The organism is Actinobacillus pleuropneumoniae, assembly GCF_003290385.1.
Lineage (GTDB): Bacteria > Pseudomonadota > Gammaproteobacteria > Enterobacterales > Pasteurellaceae > Actinobacillus > Actinobacillus lignieresii.
This window is the reverse complement of record NZ_CP030753.1, coordinates 710,653-725,928: the sequence shown is the minus strand read 5'-3', so window position 1 is coordinate 725,928 and position 15,276 is coordinate 710,653. Positions and strand designations below refer to the sequence as shown.

Annotated in this window: 12 protein-coding genes; 4 read left to right on the top strand and 8 right to left on the bottom strand. The window is 40.8% G+C overall.

Annotated features, from left to right (window positions below; genetic code table 11):
• Positions 1-105: 105 nt before the first annotated feature.
• From DRF63_RS03350 to rnd, 3 genes are all read right to left on the bottom strand, one after another.
• Positions 106-2,976 carry an FtsK/SpoIIIE family DNA translocase gene (locus DRF63_RS03350; protein WP_005596881.1) on the bottom strand — a complete coding sequence of 957 codons (2,871 nt, stop codon included), beginning with the start codon at positions 2,974-2,976 and terminating at the stop codon, positions 106-108.
• A gap of 11 nt (positions 2,977-2,987) precedes the next feature.
• Complete coding sequence (lrp, locus tag DRF63_RS03345; protein ID WP_005596879.1) at positions 2,988-3,470, bottom strand: leucine-responsive transcriptional regulator Lrp; 483 nt, start codon at positions 3,468-3,470, stop codon at positions 2,988-2,990.
• An 84-nt stretch (positions 3,471-3,554) separates the two neighbouring features.
• On the bottom strand, positions 3,555-4,670 hold the full coding sequence (gene rnd / locus DRF63_RS03340) for a ribonuclease D (protein WP_005596875.1): 1,116 nt from the start codon (positions 4,668-4,670) through the stop codon (positions 3,555-3,557).
• Positions 4,671-4,848: 178 nt separating this feature from the next.
• Here rnd and DRF63_RS03335 point away from each other — a divergent pair, with 178 nt between their 5' ends.
• The 3 genes from DRF63_RS03335 to DRF63_RS03325 all read left to right on the top strand — a co-directional run bounded on the left by DRF63_RS03335 (position 4,849) and on the right by DRF63_RS03325 (position 8,218).
• Positions 4,849-6,039, top strand: a complete 1,191-nt coding sequence (locus DRF63_RS03335) for an ROK family protein (protein WP_005596873.1) — start codon at positions 4,849-4,851, stop codon at positions 6,037-6,039.
• 53 nt (positions 6,040-6,092) lie between these two features.
• The gene (gene bioD / locus DRF63_RS03330; RefSeq protein ID WP_005596872.1) at positions 6,093-6,812 is read left to right on the top strand and encodes a dethiobiotin synthase; all 720 of its coding nucleotides are present in this window, start codon (positions 6,093-6,095) and stop codon (positions 6,810-6,812) included.
• A 72-nt stretch (positions 6,813-6,884) separates the two neighbouring features.
• Positions 6,885-8,218, top strand: a protein-coding gene (locus DRF63_RS03325) for an IS3-like element ISApl3 family transposase (protein WP_108744151.1) whose coding sequence is annotated in 2 segments (ribosomal slippage) — positions 6,885-7,338 and positions 7,338-8,218 — 1,335 coding nt in all. Because the reading frame shifts where the segments join, the coding sequence is not laid out codon by codon here.
• Positions 8,219-8,490: 272 nt separating this feature from the next.
• Here the strand turns inward: DRF63_RS03325 and DRF63_RS03320 are convergent.
• From DRF63_RS03320 to pheS, 4 genes are all read right to left on the bottom strand, one after another.
• Entirely contained in the window at positions 8,491-9,015 is a 525-nt protein-coding gene (locus DRF63_RS03320; protein WP_005596865.1) for an NlpC/P60 family protein, read from the bottom strand.
• Positions 9,016-9,074: 59 nt separating this feature from the next.
• Positions 9,075-9,371 (bottom strand): integration host factor subunit alpha, encoded by a 297-nt coding sequence (locus tag DRF63_RS03315; protein WP_005596864.1) that lies wholly within the window; start codon positions 9,369-9,371, stop codon positions 9,075-9,077.
• A 17-nt stretch (positions 9,372-9,388) separates the two neighbouring features.
• A complete protein-coding gene (pheT, locus tag DRF63_RS03310) occupies positions 9,389-11,776 on the bottom strand; it encodes a phenylalanine--tRNA ligase subunit beta (protein ID WP_005596863.1) in 2,388 nt (795 codons plus the stop codon).
• A gap of 98 nt (positions 11,777-11,874) precedes the next feature.
• On the bottom strand, positions 11,875-12,861 hold the full coding sequence (gene pheS / locus DRF63_RS03305; protein ID WP_005596862.1) for a phenylalanine--tRNA ligase subunit alpha: 987 nt from the start codon (positions 12,859-12,861) through the stop codon (positions 11,875-11,877).
• A 276-nt stretch (positions 12,862-13,137) separates the two neighbouring features.
• Between pheS and DRF63_RS03300 the strand changes: the two genes are divergently transcribed.
• Positions 13,138-13,800, top strand: a complete 663-nt coding sequence (locus tag DRF63_RS03300) for an NAD(P)H-dependent oxidoreductase (RefSeq protein WP_043991785.1) — start codon at positions 13,138-13,140, stop codon at positions 13,798-13,800.
• Between the two features lie 101 nt (positions 13,801-13,901).
• Here the strand turns inward: DRF63_RS03300 and DRF63_RS03295 are convergent, their stop codons facing one another.
• A complete protein-coding gene (locus DRF63_RS03295) occupies positions 13,902-15,227 on the bottom strand; it encodes an L-cystine transporter (protein WP_005596860.1) in 1,326 nt (441 codons plus the stop codon).
• Positions 15,228-15,276: the final 49 nt, after the last annotated feature.

Genomic DNA, 15,276 nt, shown 5'->3' with positions numbered 1-15,276 from the left:
GTTTTAGTCGGCAATAAAAGAGCGGTCGAATTTTCCTTAAAGTTTGCAAATTTAGGGAAAAATTCAACCGCTTGCTTTATAAAAATAACGTGACAATGTCGCTATTTATCTGGCTAAAATTTCACGCTTTCCGTTTTTACCTTGTTCGGAAATAATGCCTTGGGCTTCCATTTGATCAACGATACGTGCCGCTCGGTTAAAACCGAGCGAGAAACGGCGCTGAATACCGCTAATCGAAGTTACGCCGCTTTCAATTACGAACTCGACGATTTCGTCAAAAAGAGGATCTACGTCCGCACCGCTGTCTGCACGACTAGTGCCTTCGCTTTCTTCGACGGAAGCGACAATGCTTTCCAAATATTGCGGTTTACCTCTTGCACGCCAGTTATCCGCCACTCGTTGCACATCCGCATCACTCATAAATGCACCGTGAATACGAATAATATCCGGACTCCCCGCACCGGAATACAACATATCGCCGCGCCCTAGCAACGCTTCCGCACCGCCGACATCCAAAATGGTACGCGAGTCGATTTGGCTTGCGACGGTAAAGGCGATACGGCTCGGAATATTCGCTTTAATCACGCCGGTAATTACGTCGGTTGATGGACGCTGCGTTGCAAGAATTAAGTGAATTCCGACCGCTCGTGCTTTTTGCGCTATACGCATAATGTACTCTTCCGCTTCTTTGCCGGCAGACATCATTAAATCGGCGAACTCATCCACAATCAGTACGATATAGCTGAGTTTTTCTAACGCCGGCGGCAGTTGATCCATTGAATCTCCCGGACGCCAAGTCGGATCGGGAATCGGAAAGTTCATTGCCGCCGCTTGTTCGATTTTATCGTTATAACCTTCGATATTACGCACGTTTAAATGACTGATTAATAAATAACGGCGTTCCATTTCTTCCACTGCCCAACGTAACGCATTTGCCGCTTTTTTCATATCGGTAACGACCGGCGTTAATAAATGCGGAATATCGTTATAAATGGAAAGCTCGACTACTTTCGGGTCGATCATAATAAAACGTACTTGTTCCGGCGAGAGTTTAAACAATAAACTCAAGATCATAGTATTGACACCGACCGATTTACCGCCGCCGGTTTGCCCTGCAACCAACAAATGCGGCATTTTCGCCATATCGACAACGATCGGCTCGCCGCTAATATCTTTACCGAGTGCCATCGGTAATGTTGCCTTACTGTGTTTAAACGCATCGCTGTTTAATACGTCACGAAGCCAAACCGTTTCACGTTGCTTATTCGGCGTTTCAATCCCCATATAAGGTTTACCCGGCACTACTTCCGTAATACGAATCGCTTTGAACATTAATTCACGGGCAAGGTCGCTGGCTAATCCGACTACTTTCGCCGCTTTTACACCAGCAGCCGGTTTAATTTCATAACGAGTAACAACCGGACCGACCAATACGTCTTCGACCGTTGCTTTCACCCCATAATTGGCTAACGCACTTTCTAAACGATGAGAGGTTTCAACAATCTCATGCTCGGTAATTTGCTGCGTTTGGCGTGGCGCTTCATCCAATAAATCTAAGGTCGGTAACGGCGTGGTCGGTTTTTCAACGCTATGGCTTCGCTGTAATAACGGGTGTATCAACGTATTACCGTATCCTTTCGGATAGTCGGGAGATTTATTCGAGGATACGGACAGCGCATTTTCCGATTCATTCGCCATTTTTACCGTTGGCACGACAACTTCAGATTTGCTATTGATAATTTGCTCAAACGCTTGCTCCAGTCCTTGCGCTTTAGCTCGCTGTTCCATTTGTGCCAGACGCATTTGTTCGGCCTGTTCAAATTCTCTGGCTAGTTCCGCCTCGTAATCCGTTTCGGTTTCTTCCGTTTGCTTGAAAACGGTTTCTTCTATCGATTGCAAACGAACGGTTGGTTTAACTTCCTGTACAAAAGCAGGCATTACCGTTGGATCTTGTAATTCGGTTGTGATGTCTTCTTCCGGAGATTCGCTTGTTTCGACATGGTTAACCGCAGGTTCTTCATAGGAATTATCCGCTAACGATACATTTAAGCGAACTTTCGGTAAAGTCGGCGAGTCTAGGTCGGCAACATACTCCTCCGCTGAATTTGTCGCTAATTCAACAGAAAACTCTTGCCCTTGCATATTAATTTTCGGTAACTCTAATTCTTTTTCCACCTTAAACATAGCGGGATTAGTTAAAGCATCTTCAGATATTTCTTGCTCTTTATGTAATCCGCTAATATTCGGTCTATTGAATAACGAAAGATCGGTTAATTGCTCCTGTTCCGTATTTTCATTTGCAACAGAAGAATGCTTTAACGATTCGTTATCAACAAGCGGTTGGTTTTCGTCATTTTGTTGCAATTCCGTCACTGTATTATCATTTACCGTTTTAGCTTTATCTTTTGCTACAATCCAGTCATAAAATCGAGCTAATAGCGGCAGTAATAATTGTCCGGAACAGAAATAAAAACCTACTGCGGTAAAGATCATCGCAACGAATAATGCGCCGAATTGTCCGATAACATCCGTTAATAACGTCTGAATCATTCCGCCGATAAAACCGCCGGATACATAATAAGCACTATTTGAAAAAATCACACCAGACAGTCCGGCTAAACCGGCTATAAGTAATAGAAAGCTAACGGCTCGGAATAGCAAACGTTTCCACGTCCATTCTTTAGCTAATCCCAATATAAGAGAATATGCGGCGATGCCGAGTAAAGCAAACGGTACAATAAAGGCAACTTTCCCTAAAAAAGTATAAAGTAAATCAATAGACCAAGCGCCTAAAGCCCCCGTCTTATTTAATACTTCCAGTTCCGTCACGCTGCTTCCGACACTCCAAGCGTTATCCAGCGGGCTATAGCTTGCCCATGCCACGATTAAATATAATCCGAGTAATCCCAGTAAGATAAACATCAGATTGATTAAATTCTCTTTACCCTTTAATCGCGGTTTTAATCGTTCAATCACCGATTAACTCCTTATTTTAATAACAGATAATTGGTTTGTTTCACTTCTTCCATTACGACATAGGTTCGCGTATCGTTCACACCGGGTAATCGCAGTAAAGTCGTACCTAAAAGTTTTCGATAAGCCGCCATATCCGCTACCCTTGTTTTGAGTAAATAATCGAAATCACCCGAAACCAAATGACATTCTTGAATTTCATCCAATTGTTGAACGGCACGATTAAATTCCTCAAATACGTCCGGCTTACCTCTGACTAAGGTAATTTCCACAATCACTAATAGCGGTGCTTCAAGCAATTCCGGATTCAGTAATGCACGGTATCCCATAATCACATTCTGCTTTTCTAAACGCTTTACTCGTTCTAAACAAGGTGTCGGCGATAAACCGACACGTTTAGAAAGTTCAATATTAGAGATTTTTCCGTTACGTTGTAGCTCATTTAAGATTTTTAAGTCAATAGCATCTAGTGCTTTAGGTAGTTTTTTATGTTCCATTTGCCTGTCTTCCCAGTTTTTTTACTAATATTTAATTCTACAAGTTTTATCTTATTCGGTCTAATGATGTTGGTTGAAGAAAGGTCACAAAACCGAAAGAATTTGTAAACCGAACTCTCGACGCCATCCGCTCAGTAGTTCCGGTAGTTTATCCTCATTTTGCCCTTGTTGATGCCAACTGAAAAGTTGATTTAATTGCCGTTTACTGGCTAATAACTCGGGTGCTAAATCAGGCGGTTGAATTTCCGCTAATTTTTGCTGCATCGCCTTCAATTTATATTTATAGTTTGCCTGATCTACTAAACGTATAATTTTTTCAGGATAGTTTTCCGGTAATACGGCTAACCCCTGTTCAACGAGCATTAACAATTTTTTACCATGAATACGTACTTCGTTCGGATGCATAAATTCCAATAATTGCGAAGTATGTTTCGGTTGCAATTTAGCTATTTCAAATAAACAATTTTCTTTCACGACGAAATTTAATGCTAAATCTCGTTTTTCCGCTTCTTCTATTCGCCATTTCGCCAGTACTTTTAATATAGCCAGTTGCTGAGGTTCTAAACGCCATGCGTTTGAAATATCTTTATACGCTTGAGCAATATTTGCGACGGATTCTCTTTTACTTAATAAATATCGACATTCCTGTTCAACGGCATTTTGCCAACGTGTCGCATCCAGATCCGAAACCAAGCGTTGATAAACCGGTAACAAATACCATACATCCGCCGCTGCGTATTGTAATTGTTCTTCCGTTAATGGTCGTGCGAGCCAGTCCGTTCTGGAGGCGCCTTTATCCAGCTCGACATTTAAATAATGCGCGACAAGTTTAGCAAAACCTAGCGAAATGCCGCCCCCTGCAAATCCTGCCATGATTTGCGTATCAGCCAAAGGTGTAGGCAACTGTTTGAAAAGGTGCTGGAAAACCTCTAAATCTTCACTGCAAGCGTGTAATACTTTTACGACGTTTTGACACGTCAATAAACCGATAAACGGAGAGAAATCGGAGATTGGATTAGGATCAATCAAACTGACAGTATCGCCGTCAAAAAGCTGAATAAGACCAAGTTTCGGATAATACGAACGGGTTCGAATAAATTCGGTATCCAATGCCACTGCCGATTTCCGACAAGCGTTCTCGCAAACCGTTTTTAATTTTTCGTCCGTATCAATCCAATGATAGTGAATGATTTGATTCATTTTTATTCTCTTTCTCACCAATTTTTTTAAAAGATAAATTAATTCTGTGAGCTAATTCACAGAATTAACATAAAACAGTTGTGATTCCCCAATATTGAAGCAAAATAATTATCGTATGGAGTGTTTAAATTAAATTTTTTGACCTGATTTTATCTTTGGTCTATTTAAGGATTATACTATGATTTCTGATAATAAAACCCAACACTTAGGCACAATTTATCGCCTTGTTGAACAATTCGAATTAATTTCGCGTACGGATCTTGCAAAATTATCCGGTTTTGCGCCCGCTTCCATTACGAATCTGACCAAATCGCTTATCGACCATAAATTTATTTTAGAACGTTCCGTACAAAATAATACGTCTAGAGGACGTCCCGCCGTCGGTCTTTCGGTGTCTAATTTCTTTTGGCAATTGCTTTGTTTTACCGTTTCTCCCGAGAAAATTGAAATTTCACTTTGCGAATTAAATGGCAAACCGATTCAATCCAAAGAATATCCTCTGCTTGAAACGGATTATCCGATACTCGCCGAGCATACTCTTCTCTGCTTAAAAGACTTTTTCTGGCATTCTCCCCTGGAGGAACATCGTATTTTAGCCGTTTCCGTCAGTGTAATCGGACGGATTAATGCAAATAAAACGGAAATTATTCAATTAGGACAAACCGAATTACATTGCCCAATTGTTACTACGTTACAAAACCATTTTGAGCGACCGATTCTACTTAACGAGCATTTTCAATTATGGCTGTTTACCGAATCCACATTAGGCAGTTTGATTAGTAATGACAACGTAATTTTCCTACAATTAGACGATTCGGTGAATTTAAGCGTATTATTAAGAGGAACCTTATTGCATCAGCAATCCAAAATGAATGTAGATAAGATGCTTATGCCTAAATTCAGTACGTTAAGCGATGAAACTACCGCTATCGATTGTAATGATATTGAAAAATATCAATTAAAAAATCAAATTACATTCTCGGCAATTATTCGCTTAATTGATAAATATTTGCCGAATAATTTAGAGCATCAAAATGAAAAAATTCAATTTTTATGTGAACAGGTGGAATCGAATAATCCCGAAGCGTTACGGATATTATCCCATATCAGTGATAACTTAGCCTATGTATTAATGAATCTTATCAATATTTTCTCTACCGAGAAAATTATGTTGAATTCACCGTTGTTACAAATAAAACATAAATTGTTTGAACAAATACAAGCTAAATTGGGCAAGAATTTACTCATTGACAACTCTGTAGATTTAGTTTCCAGTCAATATGCGTGGAACGACCCGCTGATTGCTTGTTCGGCGATAAAACAAGGAATTTATGAAGGTAATTTGATCAAGGACATCATTCAGCCTTAAAAAATCCGTTAAAATATAGGCAATTTTGTAACTTTTTTGTTAGAGAATAGCATATGCCTTCATTATTTATTACCGGTACGGATACCAATGTAGGAAAAACAACCGCCACTCGTGCAATTTTACAAACGCTCACACTGCATCATGTCCAAGCGGTAGGCTATAAGCCTATTGCTTGCGGTGGCGACGATTCGTTACCTACAGAACAAAATCAAGTCGATTATGCCAGTGAAGATAATCCTGATGTTATAACCATTCTCGATAGCTGCCCTTTACCGGTGGAATATCGAGAAATTAACAGTTATACCTTTATTCATTCCAGCACGCCAGTTTTTGCGGCATTAGATGCGGTTCATCATATTCAAGAAGAAAAATTAAATAATGACCTCGACCGTTTACAACAAAAATACACTAATATTGTCGTAGAAGGTACGCACGGTTGGCTTACGCCGATTAATAAAGACTTAAGTTTTGCCGATTGGGTAAAAGAAAATAATATGCCGGTTATACTGGTTGTCGGGATCAAGGAAGGATGTGTCAATCACACGTTACTGACGGCACAAGCGATTAAGCAACAAGGGGTTAAATTAGTTGGATGGATTGCGAATAGAGTCAATCCGGGATTAAGACATTATGCGGAACTCATTGAATTATTGAGTAAAAAAATTGATGCTCCTCTGCTCGGGCAGATTCCTTATATCGGACACCCGTACACTAGAGATCTCACGCCGTATATTCAAAATCCCGAACCGTTATTACAATATTTTAATAAATAAGACAGAAGCTCCGTTTGATCTGCCCCCCAAAAGTTGGACTAAACCTCCAACGGATTAAGGTGCAGATTTTTTATGACTAAATATAACTCGCTATTCAAACAACAAGTCATCGAGTTTTATCTTCAAAATGACAAAAACCGTTTATTCACTCAACGACATTTTCAATTATCCAAGAAAACCTTAACTCGATGGATTGCTCAATTTAATCATAACGGAATCAATGGGCTAGCGGTGATAGGTAAGAAGCAAAAATATTCCCCCGAATTCAAATTAACCGTCATACAAGCGGTCAAAAAGGGGCAATTTTCTGCGGAAAGCGCCTCCCTTCATTTTGGCATTGCTAATTCAGGTTCGATTAGCCAATGGTTGCACATCTTTGAAGAACAAGGTATAAACGGCTTATTACCCAAGCCCAAAGGTCGTCCGACAATGAAACCGAAATACCCCAAAATGCCTCCTCCACCTAAAACTGAAGAAGAACGCTTACGTTATCGTATTTTAGAGCTGGAAGCGGAGAATGCTTACCTAAAAAAGTTGCGGGAGTTCAACCAACAAAAAATGCGGCTAAAGCAGCCATCGTAAAAACGTTGAGAGTGGATTTTCCCTTAGAAATCCTCCTCCCTTTGACTGGTTTAAAACGTAGTACGCTCTTTTATCACTTACCGCCTAAAATCGATAAAAATGCAGTGATTAGGCAGAAAGTGATTGAGATTTATCAAGATAATGATGGCAATTACGGCTATCGTCGTATTACGTTAAAGTTACGTGATTTTTTGGGTGCGATTAACCATAAGCGTATTCAAAGGATAATGCAACAGCTTGATTTAAAAGGGAAATGTAAGCAGAGGAAATATCGTTCTTATCAAGGTGAAGTGGGTAAAATTGCCGAGAATGTATTGCAACGGGATTTTCACGCAACGGCGCCAAATGAAAAGCTCGTCACGGATATCACCGAGTTTAAATGTGCGGAAGGTAAGCTCTATTTATCGCCTATTAAGGACTTGTTTAATAGTGAAATTCTTGCTTATGATTTAGCAAGAAGCCCTGACTTTGAGCAAGTGATGCGGATGCTAAAGCAAGCGGTCGCAAAACTGCCTAAGGACGCTAAACCGATTTTACATTCCGACCAAGGTTGGCAATATCAGATGGCAGACTATCAAGACATGCTGAGAAAACATCATATTAAACAAAGTATGTCGAGAAAAGCGAATTGCTTGGATAATGGGGCAATGGAAAGTTTCTTTGGGCGATTGAAAACGGAATGTTACTTTGGTAAGCGATTTGAAACTTTCGAACAACTTGAGAAAGTGATTCACGAGTACATTCATTATTACAACAATGAGCGTATTCAAGTGAAATTAAAAGGACTCAGCCCTGTACAATACAGAACTCAGTCCTTAAATTAAACAGTCTAACTTTTTGGGGTCAGATCAGTTAAGGAGCTTTTTACTGCACTCAACAAAATAAATTAAAAATTTGACCGCTTGCAACAAAACGGCATAAAAAAAGCCCCTCAACTTAGGGGCTACTCGGAAAGCAAATTTATGAAATCGGTTGCTGTACACAACACTTTTTATTAAGTTTGTATAGAATATGTCAATTTATTAAACTTTGCAAGCATTACTTTCAATAATTTGCTTCTTTTTCTTAAAAATGTGAACTACTTCACATTAAATCATTATAAACGGCGTGCTTGCCAAAATGTTCTCGACCAATACGGGGAATTCATATCCGAATAAATTACCCCGCCTTTTGTTGAAGCATGTAAAAATTGTCCGTTTTTCACGTACACACCGACATGCTTTCCGTTAGGTCCTCGTCCGGTTTTGAAAAACACCAAATCACCGGTTTTAATTTCTTCACGGTCGATTCGTGTTCCTTCTTCCGCTTGCTCGGAAGTCGTTCTTGGCAAATCAATCCCGAATAAATCTCGGAAAGTCACTTGCATAAAGCCGGAACAATCAATACCCGCCTTACTGTTACCGCCTAAACGATAGCGTGTTCCCTTCCATTCATGTTGCTGTTCGCTCAAGCTACTAATCGCCATTATCGGATCGGATAAAGTGCTGTGATGGGTACGAAAAATCCCCGCCCTCGCTTTAATCGGACCTGAAACGCTAATATCATTTGAACAAGCGGTTAATAATACGGCACAAGACATAACCGCCGCCAGCGGTAAATATTTTTGACTGAATTTAATCATATAAGGTTACCTATAAAAAACATTCCATAAGCCCCAATAGAGGCTATGGAATGTCTTATTTATGCCTTCACTTTTACATTTTCAACTCTATCTCTAAGCTTTTGACCGGGCTTAAAGACGACCACTCGACGAGCGGTAACCGCAACCGTTTCACCAGTCTTCGGATTTCTACCCGGACGTGCATTTTTCTCTCGTAACGAGAAATTACCGAAACCGGATAATTTAACTTCTTCGCCTTTTTCCAAAGAACTTCGAATCTCCTCAAAAAATTGCTCTACAAAGAGCTTGGCGATACGTTTATCAAAGCCGCATTTTTCAACGAGGCTTTCTGCGAGTTCAATTTTAGTGAGTGCCATAAAAATAATCCTTAAATCTAATCTCTTAGATATGCTTGGAAACGTTGTGCCAATTCTGCTAAGACCGCTTGAATTACAGTCGAAATTTCTTCTTCCTCAAGCGTTTTTTCCGTGTCTTGAACCGTTAAACTGATTGCTAAACTTTTCTTACCTGCCGCTAAATTCGCACCACGATAAACGTCAAATAAGTTTACTGCAACTAATTTTACACCGCCGGCGTGACGGCACGCATCCAATACATCTCCGGCAGGTACATTTTCATCTACCACAACCGCAATGTCACGGTTATTCGCAGGGAATTTAGAAATTTCTTTTGCCGCAGGAACCGGACGATTTGCAATCGCATCACCGAGAATTTCAAATACCACCGGTTTACCTTTGATGCCGAGTTTTTGCACGATTGACGGATGAACGGAACCGATAAAGCCGATTTCTTTACCGTCTAACATAATCGCTGCAGATTGTCCCGGATGTAATGCAGGGAATTGTTTTGCCACAAATTTTAAATCATGGCGAGCCGAAGTTAGAGACAATACGCGCTCCATATCGCCTTTTAAGTCGAAGAAATCTACCGCTTCGCCTTTACTTTCCCAATGTACCGGACGTTTATCACCGACAATTGCCGCGCCGAATACGAGTTCTTGACGAATACCGGATTCTGCCGCCGCATCCGGAATAAAGCGTAAACCGCCTTCAAAAATACGAACACGTGTTTGCTGACGGCTTTGGTTGTAAGCAATCGTATCTAATAAACCGGTTAAAAGTGATAAACGCATTGCCGACATTTCGCTTGAAATCGGGTTAGGTAAAATTAACGCTTCTTGATTCGGATGCAATAATGCTTGTTTTTTCGGATCAACAAAGCTGTATGTCACCACTTCTTGATAGTCGCTATCCACTAATGCAGTACGAATACGGTTTACTTCTAATAATTTCTCCGGTGTGCCTTTCATCGTTAAGTGCGCAAGCGGAGAATTATTCGGAATACTGTTATAACCGTAGATACGTGCAACCTCTTCGATAAGATCTTCTTCGATCTCAATATCGAAACGCCAGCTTGGAGCTACTGCAGTCCAACTATCATTTGCAAAGATTACGTTTAAACCTAAGCGAGTTAAAATATCGGTTACCGTTTCATCTTCAATGTGATGACCGATTACCGCATCTAATTTGCTACGACGTAAGGTAACCGTATTACGTTTTGGTAAATGTTGTTCACTTACTGCTTCTACGATTTCACCCGCTTCACCGCCACAAATTTCAAGTAATAATGCAGTTGCACGTTCCATCGCATCACGTGCTAATTGCGGATCAACACCACGTTCAAAACGGTGCGACGCATCGGTGTGTAAACCGTATTGACGTGCACGACCGGTAATCGCTAACGGCGCAAAGAATGCGGATTCTAATACTACGTCAGTCGTATTTTCATTTACACCGCTTGCTTCGCCGCCAAAGATACCCGCCATTGCTAATGCGCCTTTGCTATCGGCAATGACTAAAGTATTTGGCTGTAATTTTGCGGTTGTACCGTCTAATAAAACTAATTCCTCACCCTCTTTTGCCATACGTACTTGGATAGCACCGTCAATTTTAGACGCATCGAAAGCGTGCATAGGTTGACCAAGTTCTAACAGGCTTAAGTTAGTAATATCGACAATCGGGTCAATCGAACGAATACCGCAACGGCGTAATTTTTCTTGTAACCATAATGGCGAAGTTGCTTTTACGTTTACATTTTTCACCACACGAGCAAGATAACGAGGGCAAGCTTCCGGTGCTTGTAATTCTACGGCTACTTTATCCGCAATCGTTGCGGGTACCTCTGAAATCACCGGTGCTTTCACTTCCGCTCGGTTAATTACACCTACTTCACGTGCAATACCGGCAATACTTAAACAGTCCGCACGGTTTGGCGTTAAGCTGATTTCGATAGCCACATCATTTAAATCTAAATATTCACGAAAATCTTTACCAATTGGCGCATCCGCCGGTAATTCGATGATACCGCTATGATCTTCTTTGATACTTAATTCAGAATATGAACAAAGCATACCTTCTGACGGTTGGCCACGTAATTTAGTTTTCTTAATTTTAAAATCGCCCGGTAATACCGCGCCTTCCGTTGCACACGCCACTTTTAAGCCCTGACGACAGTTTGGCGCACCGCATACGATATCTAATAAGCGATCGCCACCAACATTAACTTTAGTGACACGTAATTTATCCGCATCCGGGTGTTGAGCACATTCAACCACTTCACCGACAACCACACCGCTAAATGCGCCGGCAACCGGCTCAACATCATCGACTTCTAAACCTAACATGGTGATTTGGTCGCATAATTGCTCTGTTGATACTGCAGGATTTACCCACTCACGCAACCAAGATTCATTAAATTTCATTTTATATCCTCTATTTTCTTACACGGAATTTGCAAAATTCCACTTAATTTTGACCGCTTGTCATTCCCGTGTATTCAGTGAATTTCCGTAGCTAACTATTATTTAAATTGTTTTAAGAAACGTAAGTCATTTTCAAAGAACGAACGTAAGTCCGTTACGTTGTATCGTAACATCGTTAAACGCTCAACGCCCATACCTACCGCAAAACCACTGTATTCTTCCGGATCGATACCTACGTTGCGTAATACGTTAGGATGCACCATACCGCAACCTAATACTTCTAACCATTTACCGTTTTGACGCATTACGTCCACTTCAGCCGAAGGCTCTGTGAACGGGAAGAATGACGGACGGAAACGCACTTGTAAATCTTCTTCGAAAAACGCTTTTAAGAAATCGTGAATCAAACCTTTTAACTCGGTAAAGTTGGCCTTTTTGTCCACATAAAGCAACTCGATTTGATGGAACATCGGTGTGTGTGTTTGGTCGTAGTCGTTACGATATACACGACCCGGTGCCACAATACGGATTGGCAGCTGCATATTTTCCATGGTACGAATTTGTACGCCTGATGTTTGTGTACGTAATAAACGTTGCGCATCGAACCAGAACGTATCGTGATCCGCACGTGCCGGGTGGTAAGCAGGAATATTTAACGCATCAAAGTTATAGTAATCCGTTTCGATTTCCGGACCACTTGCCACGGTAAAACCTAATTCAGAGAAGAATTTTACGACACGTTCAATCGTAATTGAGACTGGATGTAAACCACCTAATTCGGTTTTACGACCCGGTAATGATACGTCAATACTTTCTGCCGCTAATTTTGCATTTAATGCTTCTTGTTCCCATGCTTCTTTTTTCGCATTTAAAATATCAAGAATCGCTTGCTTCGCTTCATTGATTTTCGCACCGATAGCCGGACGTTCTTCCGCCGCCACATTGCGTAATTCTTGCATTAACGCAGTAAAATGACCTTTCTTACCGAAATATTCAACACGGAACTCTTCTAACGCATCTAAACCTTGATCTAAGGCATCTAAAGCATTTCTCGCTTTCTCTGTTAATTCTTTTAGGTGTTGCATTACCTATCCTCTAAATATATTGATGAAAAATTATTGTGATGATAATACTTTGCCTGAAGAAAGTAAATGTAAAGTTAGGCTAAAGTGTTGATTTTTAAGGTTTCACAAAAACAATTAATTTGAATGATTTATCTATACAAGCGGTTTATTTTTGGAGTTTTTTTGCAAAAATTAGAAATAAAACAAAGTTTGGTGATTTGCTTTTATGAAGCATTAGCTTAATAGTTGAGAAAAGCGTATTATCGCAGTGCTTATTTACAATATGATGAGGAAACTATGTCACATATCGCAAAACAAGACGTATTAGACGCATTTAGCTTTCGTGCCGCTTGTCGTAGCTATGACCCGGCTAAAAAAATCAGCCGTGAGGATATGGAATATATTTTGGAACTCGGGCGATTATCTCCAAGCTCGGTCGGTTCCGAACCATGGAAATTTATTGTGCTGCAAAACGAAGCGATTCGTGAAAAAATTGCACCGGTTTCTTGGGGAATTAAACACCCGATGCACGAAATGAGCCATTTAGTCATCATTCTTGCAAAGAAAAATGCGCGCTACGATTCGGATTTCTTCCGTCAAGGATTATCTAAACGTGGCTTAACGCCGGAACAAATGGAAGCGACTATTGCTCGTTATAAATCGTTCCAAACCGATGATATTAAAGTGTTAGAAAGTGAGCGTAGCTTATTCGATTGGTGTTCAAAACAAACTTATATCGCACTTGGAAATATGATGACCGGTGCGGCGATGATTGGGATTGACTCTTGCCCGATTGAAGGCTTTAACTATGATGCGGTAAACAAAATCTTAGCGAAAGAAGGCTTGTTTGACGCTAACGAATACGGCGTTTCTTGTATGGTGACTTTTGGTTATCGTGCAAAACCGATTACCAAAAAATACCGTAAACCGGCTGAAGATGTAATTAGCTGGGTGGAATAAACTATTCGACTATAGCAACAAAAAAGGGGCTAATGCCCCTTTTCTATTTTCTGCTGCAAGCGGTCAAATTTCGTAAAAAATTTGCCAAAAATCACCGCTTGTTACGCTCGATTAAGCCACTTGTTGCTTAACGTACCCGCCACCATTGAGCAGTTTACATTTAATGCAGTACGGCCCATATCAATTAACGGTTCGACCGAAATCAATAGACCAACTAATTCAATCGGTAAATTTAAGGTCGAAAGCACCACGATTGCAGCAAAGGTCGCACCACCGCCTACACCAGCAATACCAAATGAAGAAATCGCCACAACCAAAATTAACGTGACAACGTAGCCTAAGCTAAACGGGTCAATGCCTACGGTCGGTGCGACCATTACCGCTAGCATTGCCGGATAAATCCCCGCACAGCCGTTTTGCCCGATAGTTGCGCCGAAGGTTGCTGAGAAATTGGCGATCACATTGTTATTACCTAATTTATCCGTTTGCGTTTCAATATTTAACGGTAAAGTCGCCGCACTTGAGCGAGAAGTAAACGCAAAACTAAGTGTCGGTAAAACTTTCTTGTAATACTCGAACGGATTCACTTTTGCGACAAAAAGTAAAATGCCGTGTACCAAAAACATCAAAGCGATTGCTAAGTAAGACGCCACAATAAAGCTGCCTAAATTGACAATATCCGCCCATTTTGAGGTGGCCGCCATTTTTACCATTAATGCAAATACGCCGTAAGGGGTTAAACGAATCACAAAGCGGACTAAACGCATAATCAGTTTATTTAACGTATCCACACCGCTGGCAATACGTTCGCCTAATGCCGCATCTTCTTTAGCCAAACTTAATGCCGCTACGCCTAAAAATGCCGAGAAAATTACCGTACTAATAATTGAAGTCGGGTTTGCACCGGTTAATTCTAAGAACGGATTTTTCGGAATAAAAGAGAGCAACATCGCCGGGACGGATAAGTTTGATACTTGCTCCGCACGCCCCGCTACTTTGCCTTGGGCAGCTAATTCTCTCTCGCCGGCAACTAATCCTTCCGCCGATAAATCGAATAAATACACCATCGCAATACCGATTGCCGCCGCAATTGCAGTAGTAACCAATAAAACCGATAGTACACTAAAGCTGATTTTTCCAAGTGAACCGGCTTGCTTTAGACGGGTAATTGCCGATAAAATCGAAATAAACACTAACGGCATTACGATCATTTGTAACAAACGTACATAGCCGTTACCGACTAAATTGATCCATTCCAATGTCGCATCAATTTCAGCTTTTTGGTAAAAATTTTGCAAAATCGCACCGCTTACCAATCCAAGTAATAAGCCGATAAATACGGTTTGCCCTAGCTTTTGCGTATGTTTATACAGTAAGGAAAGTAGGTATAATAATGCGGTAAACACCGCTAGATTAAGGATAGTCATCCGAACCTCCACACAATAAAAAAGAAAGGCGAGCATATAACTCTCGCCT

Coding starts and splice junctions, on each gene's coding strand:
- pheT (WP_005596863.1), bottom strand. CDS start 11,776: ATGAAATTTAATGAATCTTGGTTGCGTGAGTGGGTAAATCCTGCAGTA.
- rnd (WP_005596875.1), bottom strand. CDS start 4,670: ATGAATCAAATCATTCACTATCATTGGATTGATACGGACGAAAAATTA.
- DRF63_RS03300 (WP_043991785.1), top strand. CDS start 13,138: ATGTCACATATCGCAAAACAAGACGTATTAGACGCATTTAGCTTTCGT.
- bioD (WP_005596872.1), top strand. CDS start 6,093: ATGCCTTCATTATTTATTACCGGTACGGATACCAATGTAGGAAAAACA.
- DRF63_RS03335 (WP_005596873.1), top strand. CDS start 4,849: ATGATTTCTGATAATAAAACCCAACACTTAGGCACAATTTATCGCCTT.
- DRF63_RS03320 (WP_005596865.1), bottom strand. CDS start 9,015: ATGATTAAATTCAGTCAAAAATATTTACCGCTGGCGGCGGTTATGTCT.
- DRF63_RS03295 (WP_005596860.1), bottom strand. CDS start 15,227: ATGACTATCCTTAATCTAGCGGTGTTTACCGCATTATTATACCTACTT.
- pheS (WP_005596862.1), bottom strand. CDS start 12,861: ATGCAACACCTAAAAGAATTAACAGAGAAAGCGAGAAATGCTTTAGAT.
- lrp (WP_005596879.1), bottom strand. CDS start 3,470: ATGGAACATAAAAAACTACCTAAAGCACTAGATGCTATTGACTTAAAA.
- DRF63_RS03315 (WP_005596864.1), bottom strand. CDS start 9,371: ATGGCACTCACTAAAATTGAACTCGCAGAAAGCCTCGTTGAAAAATGC.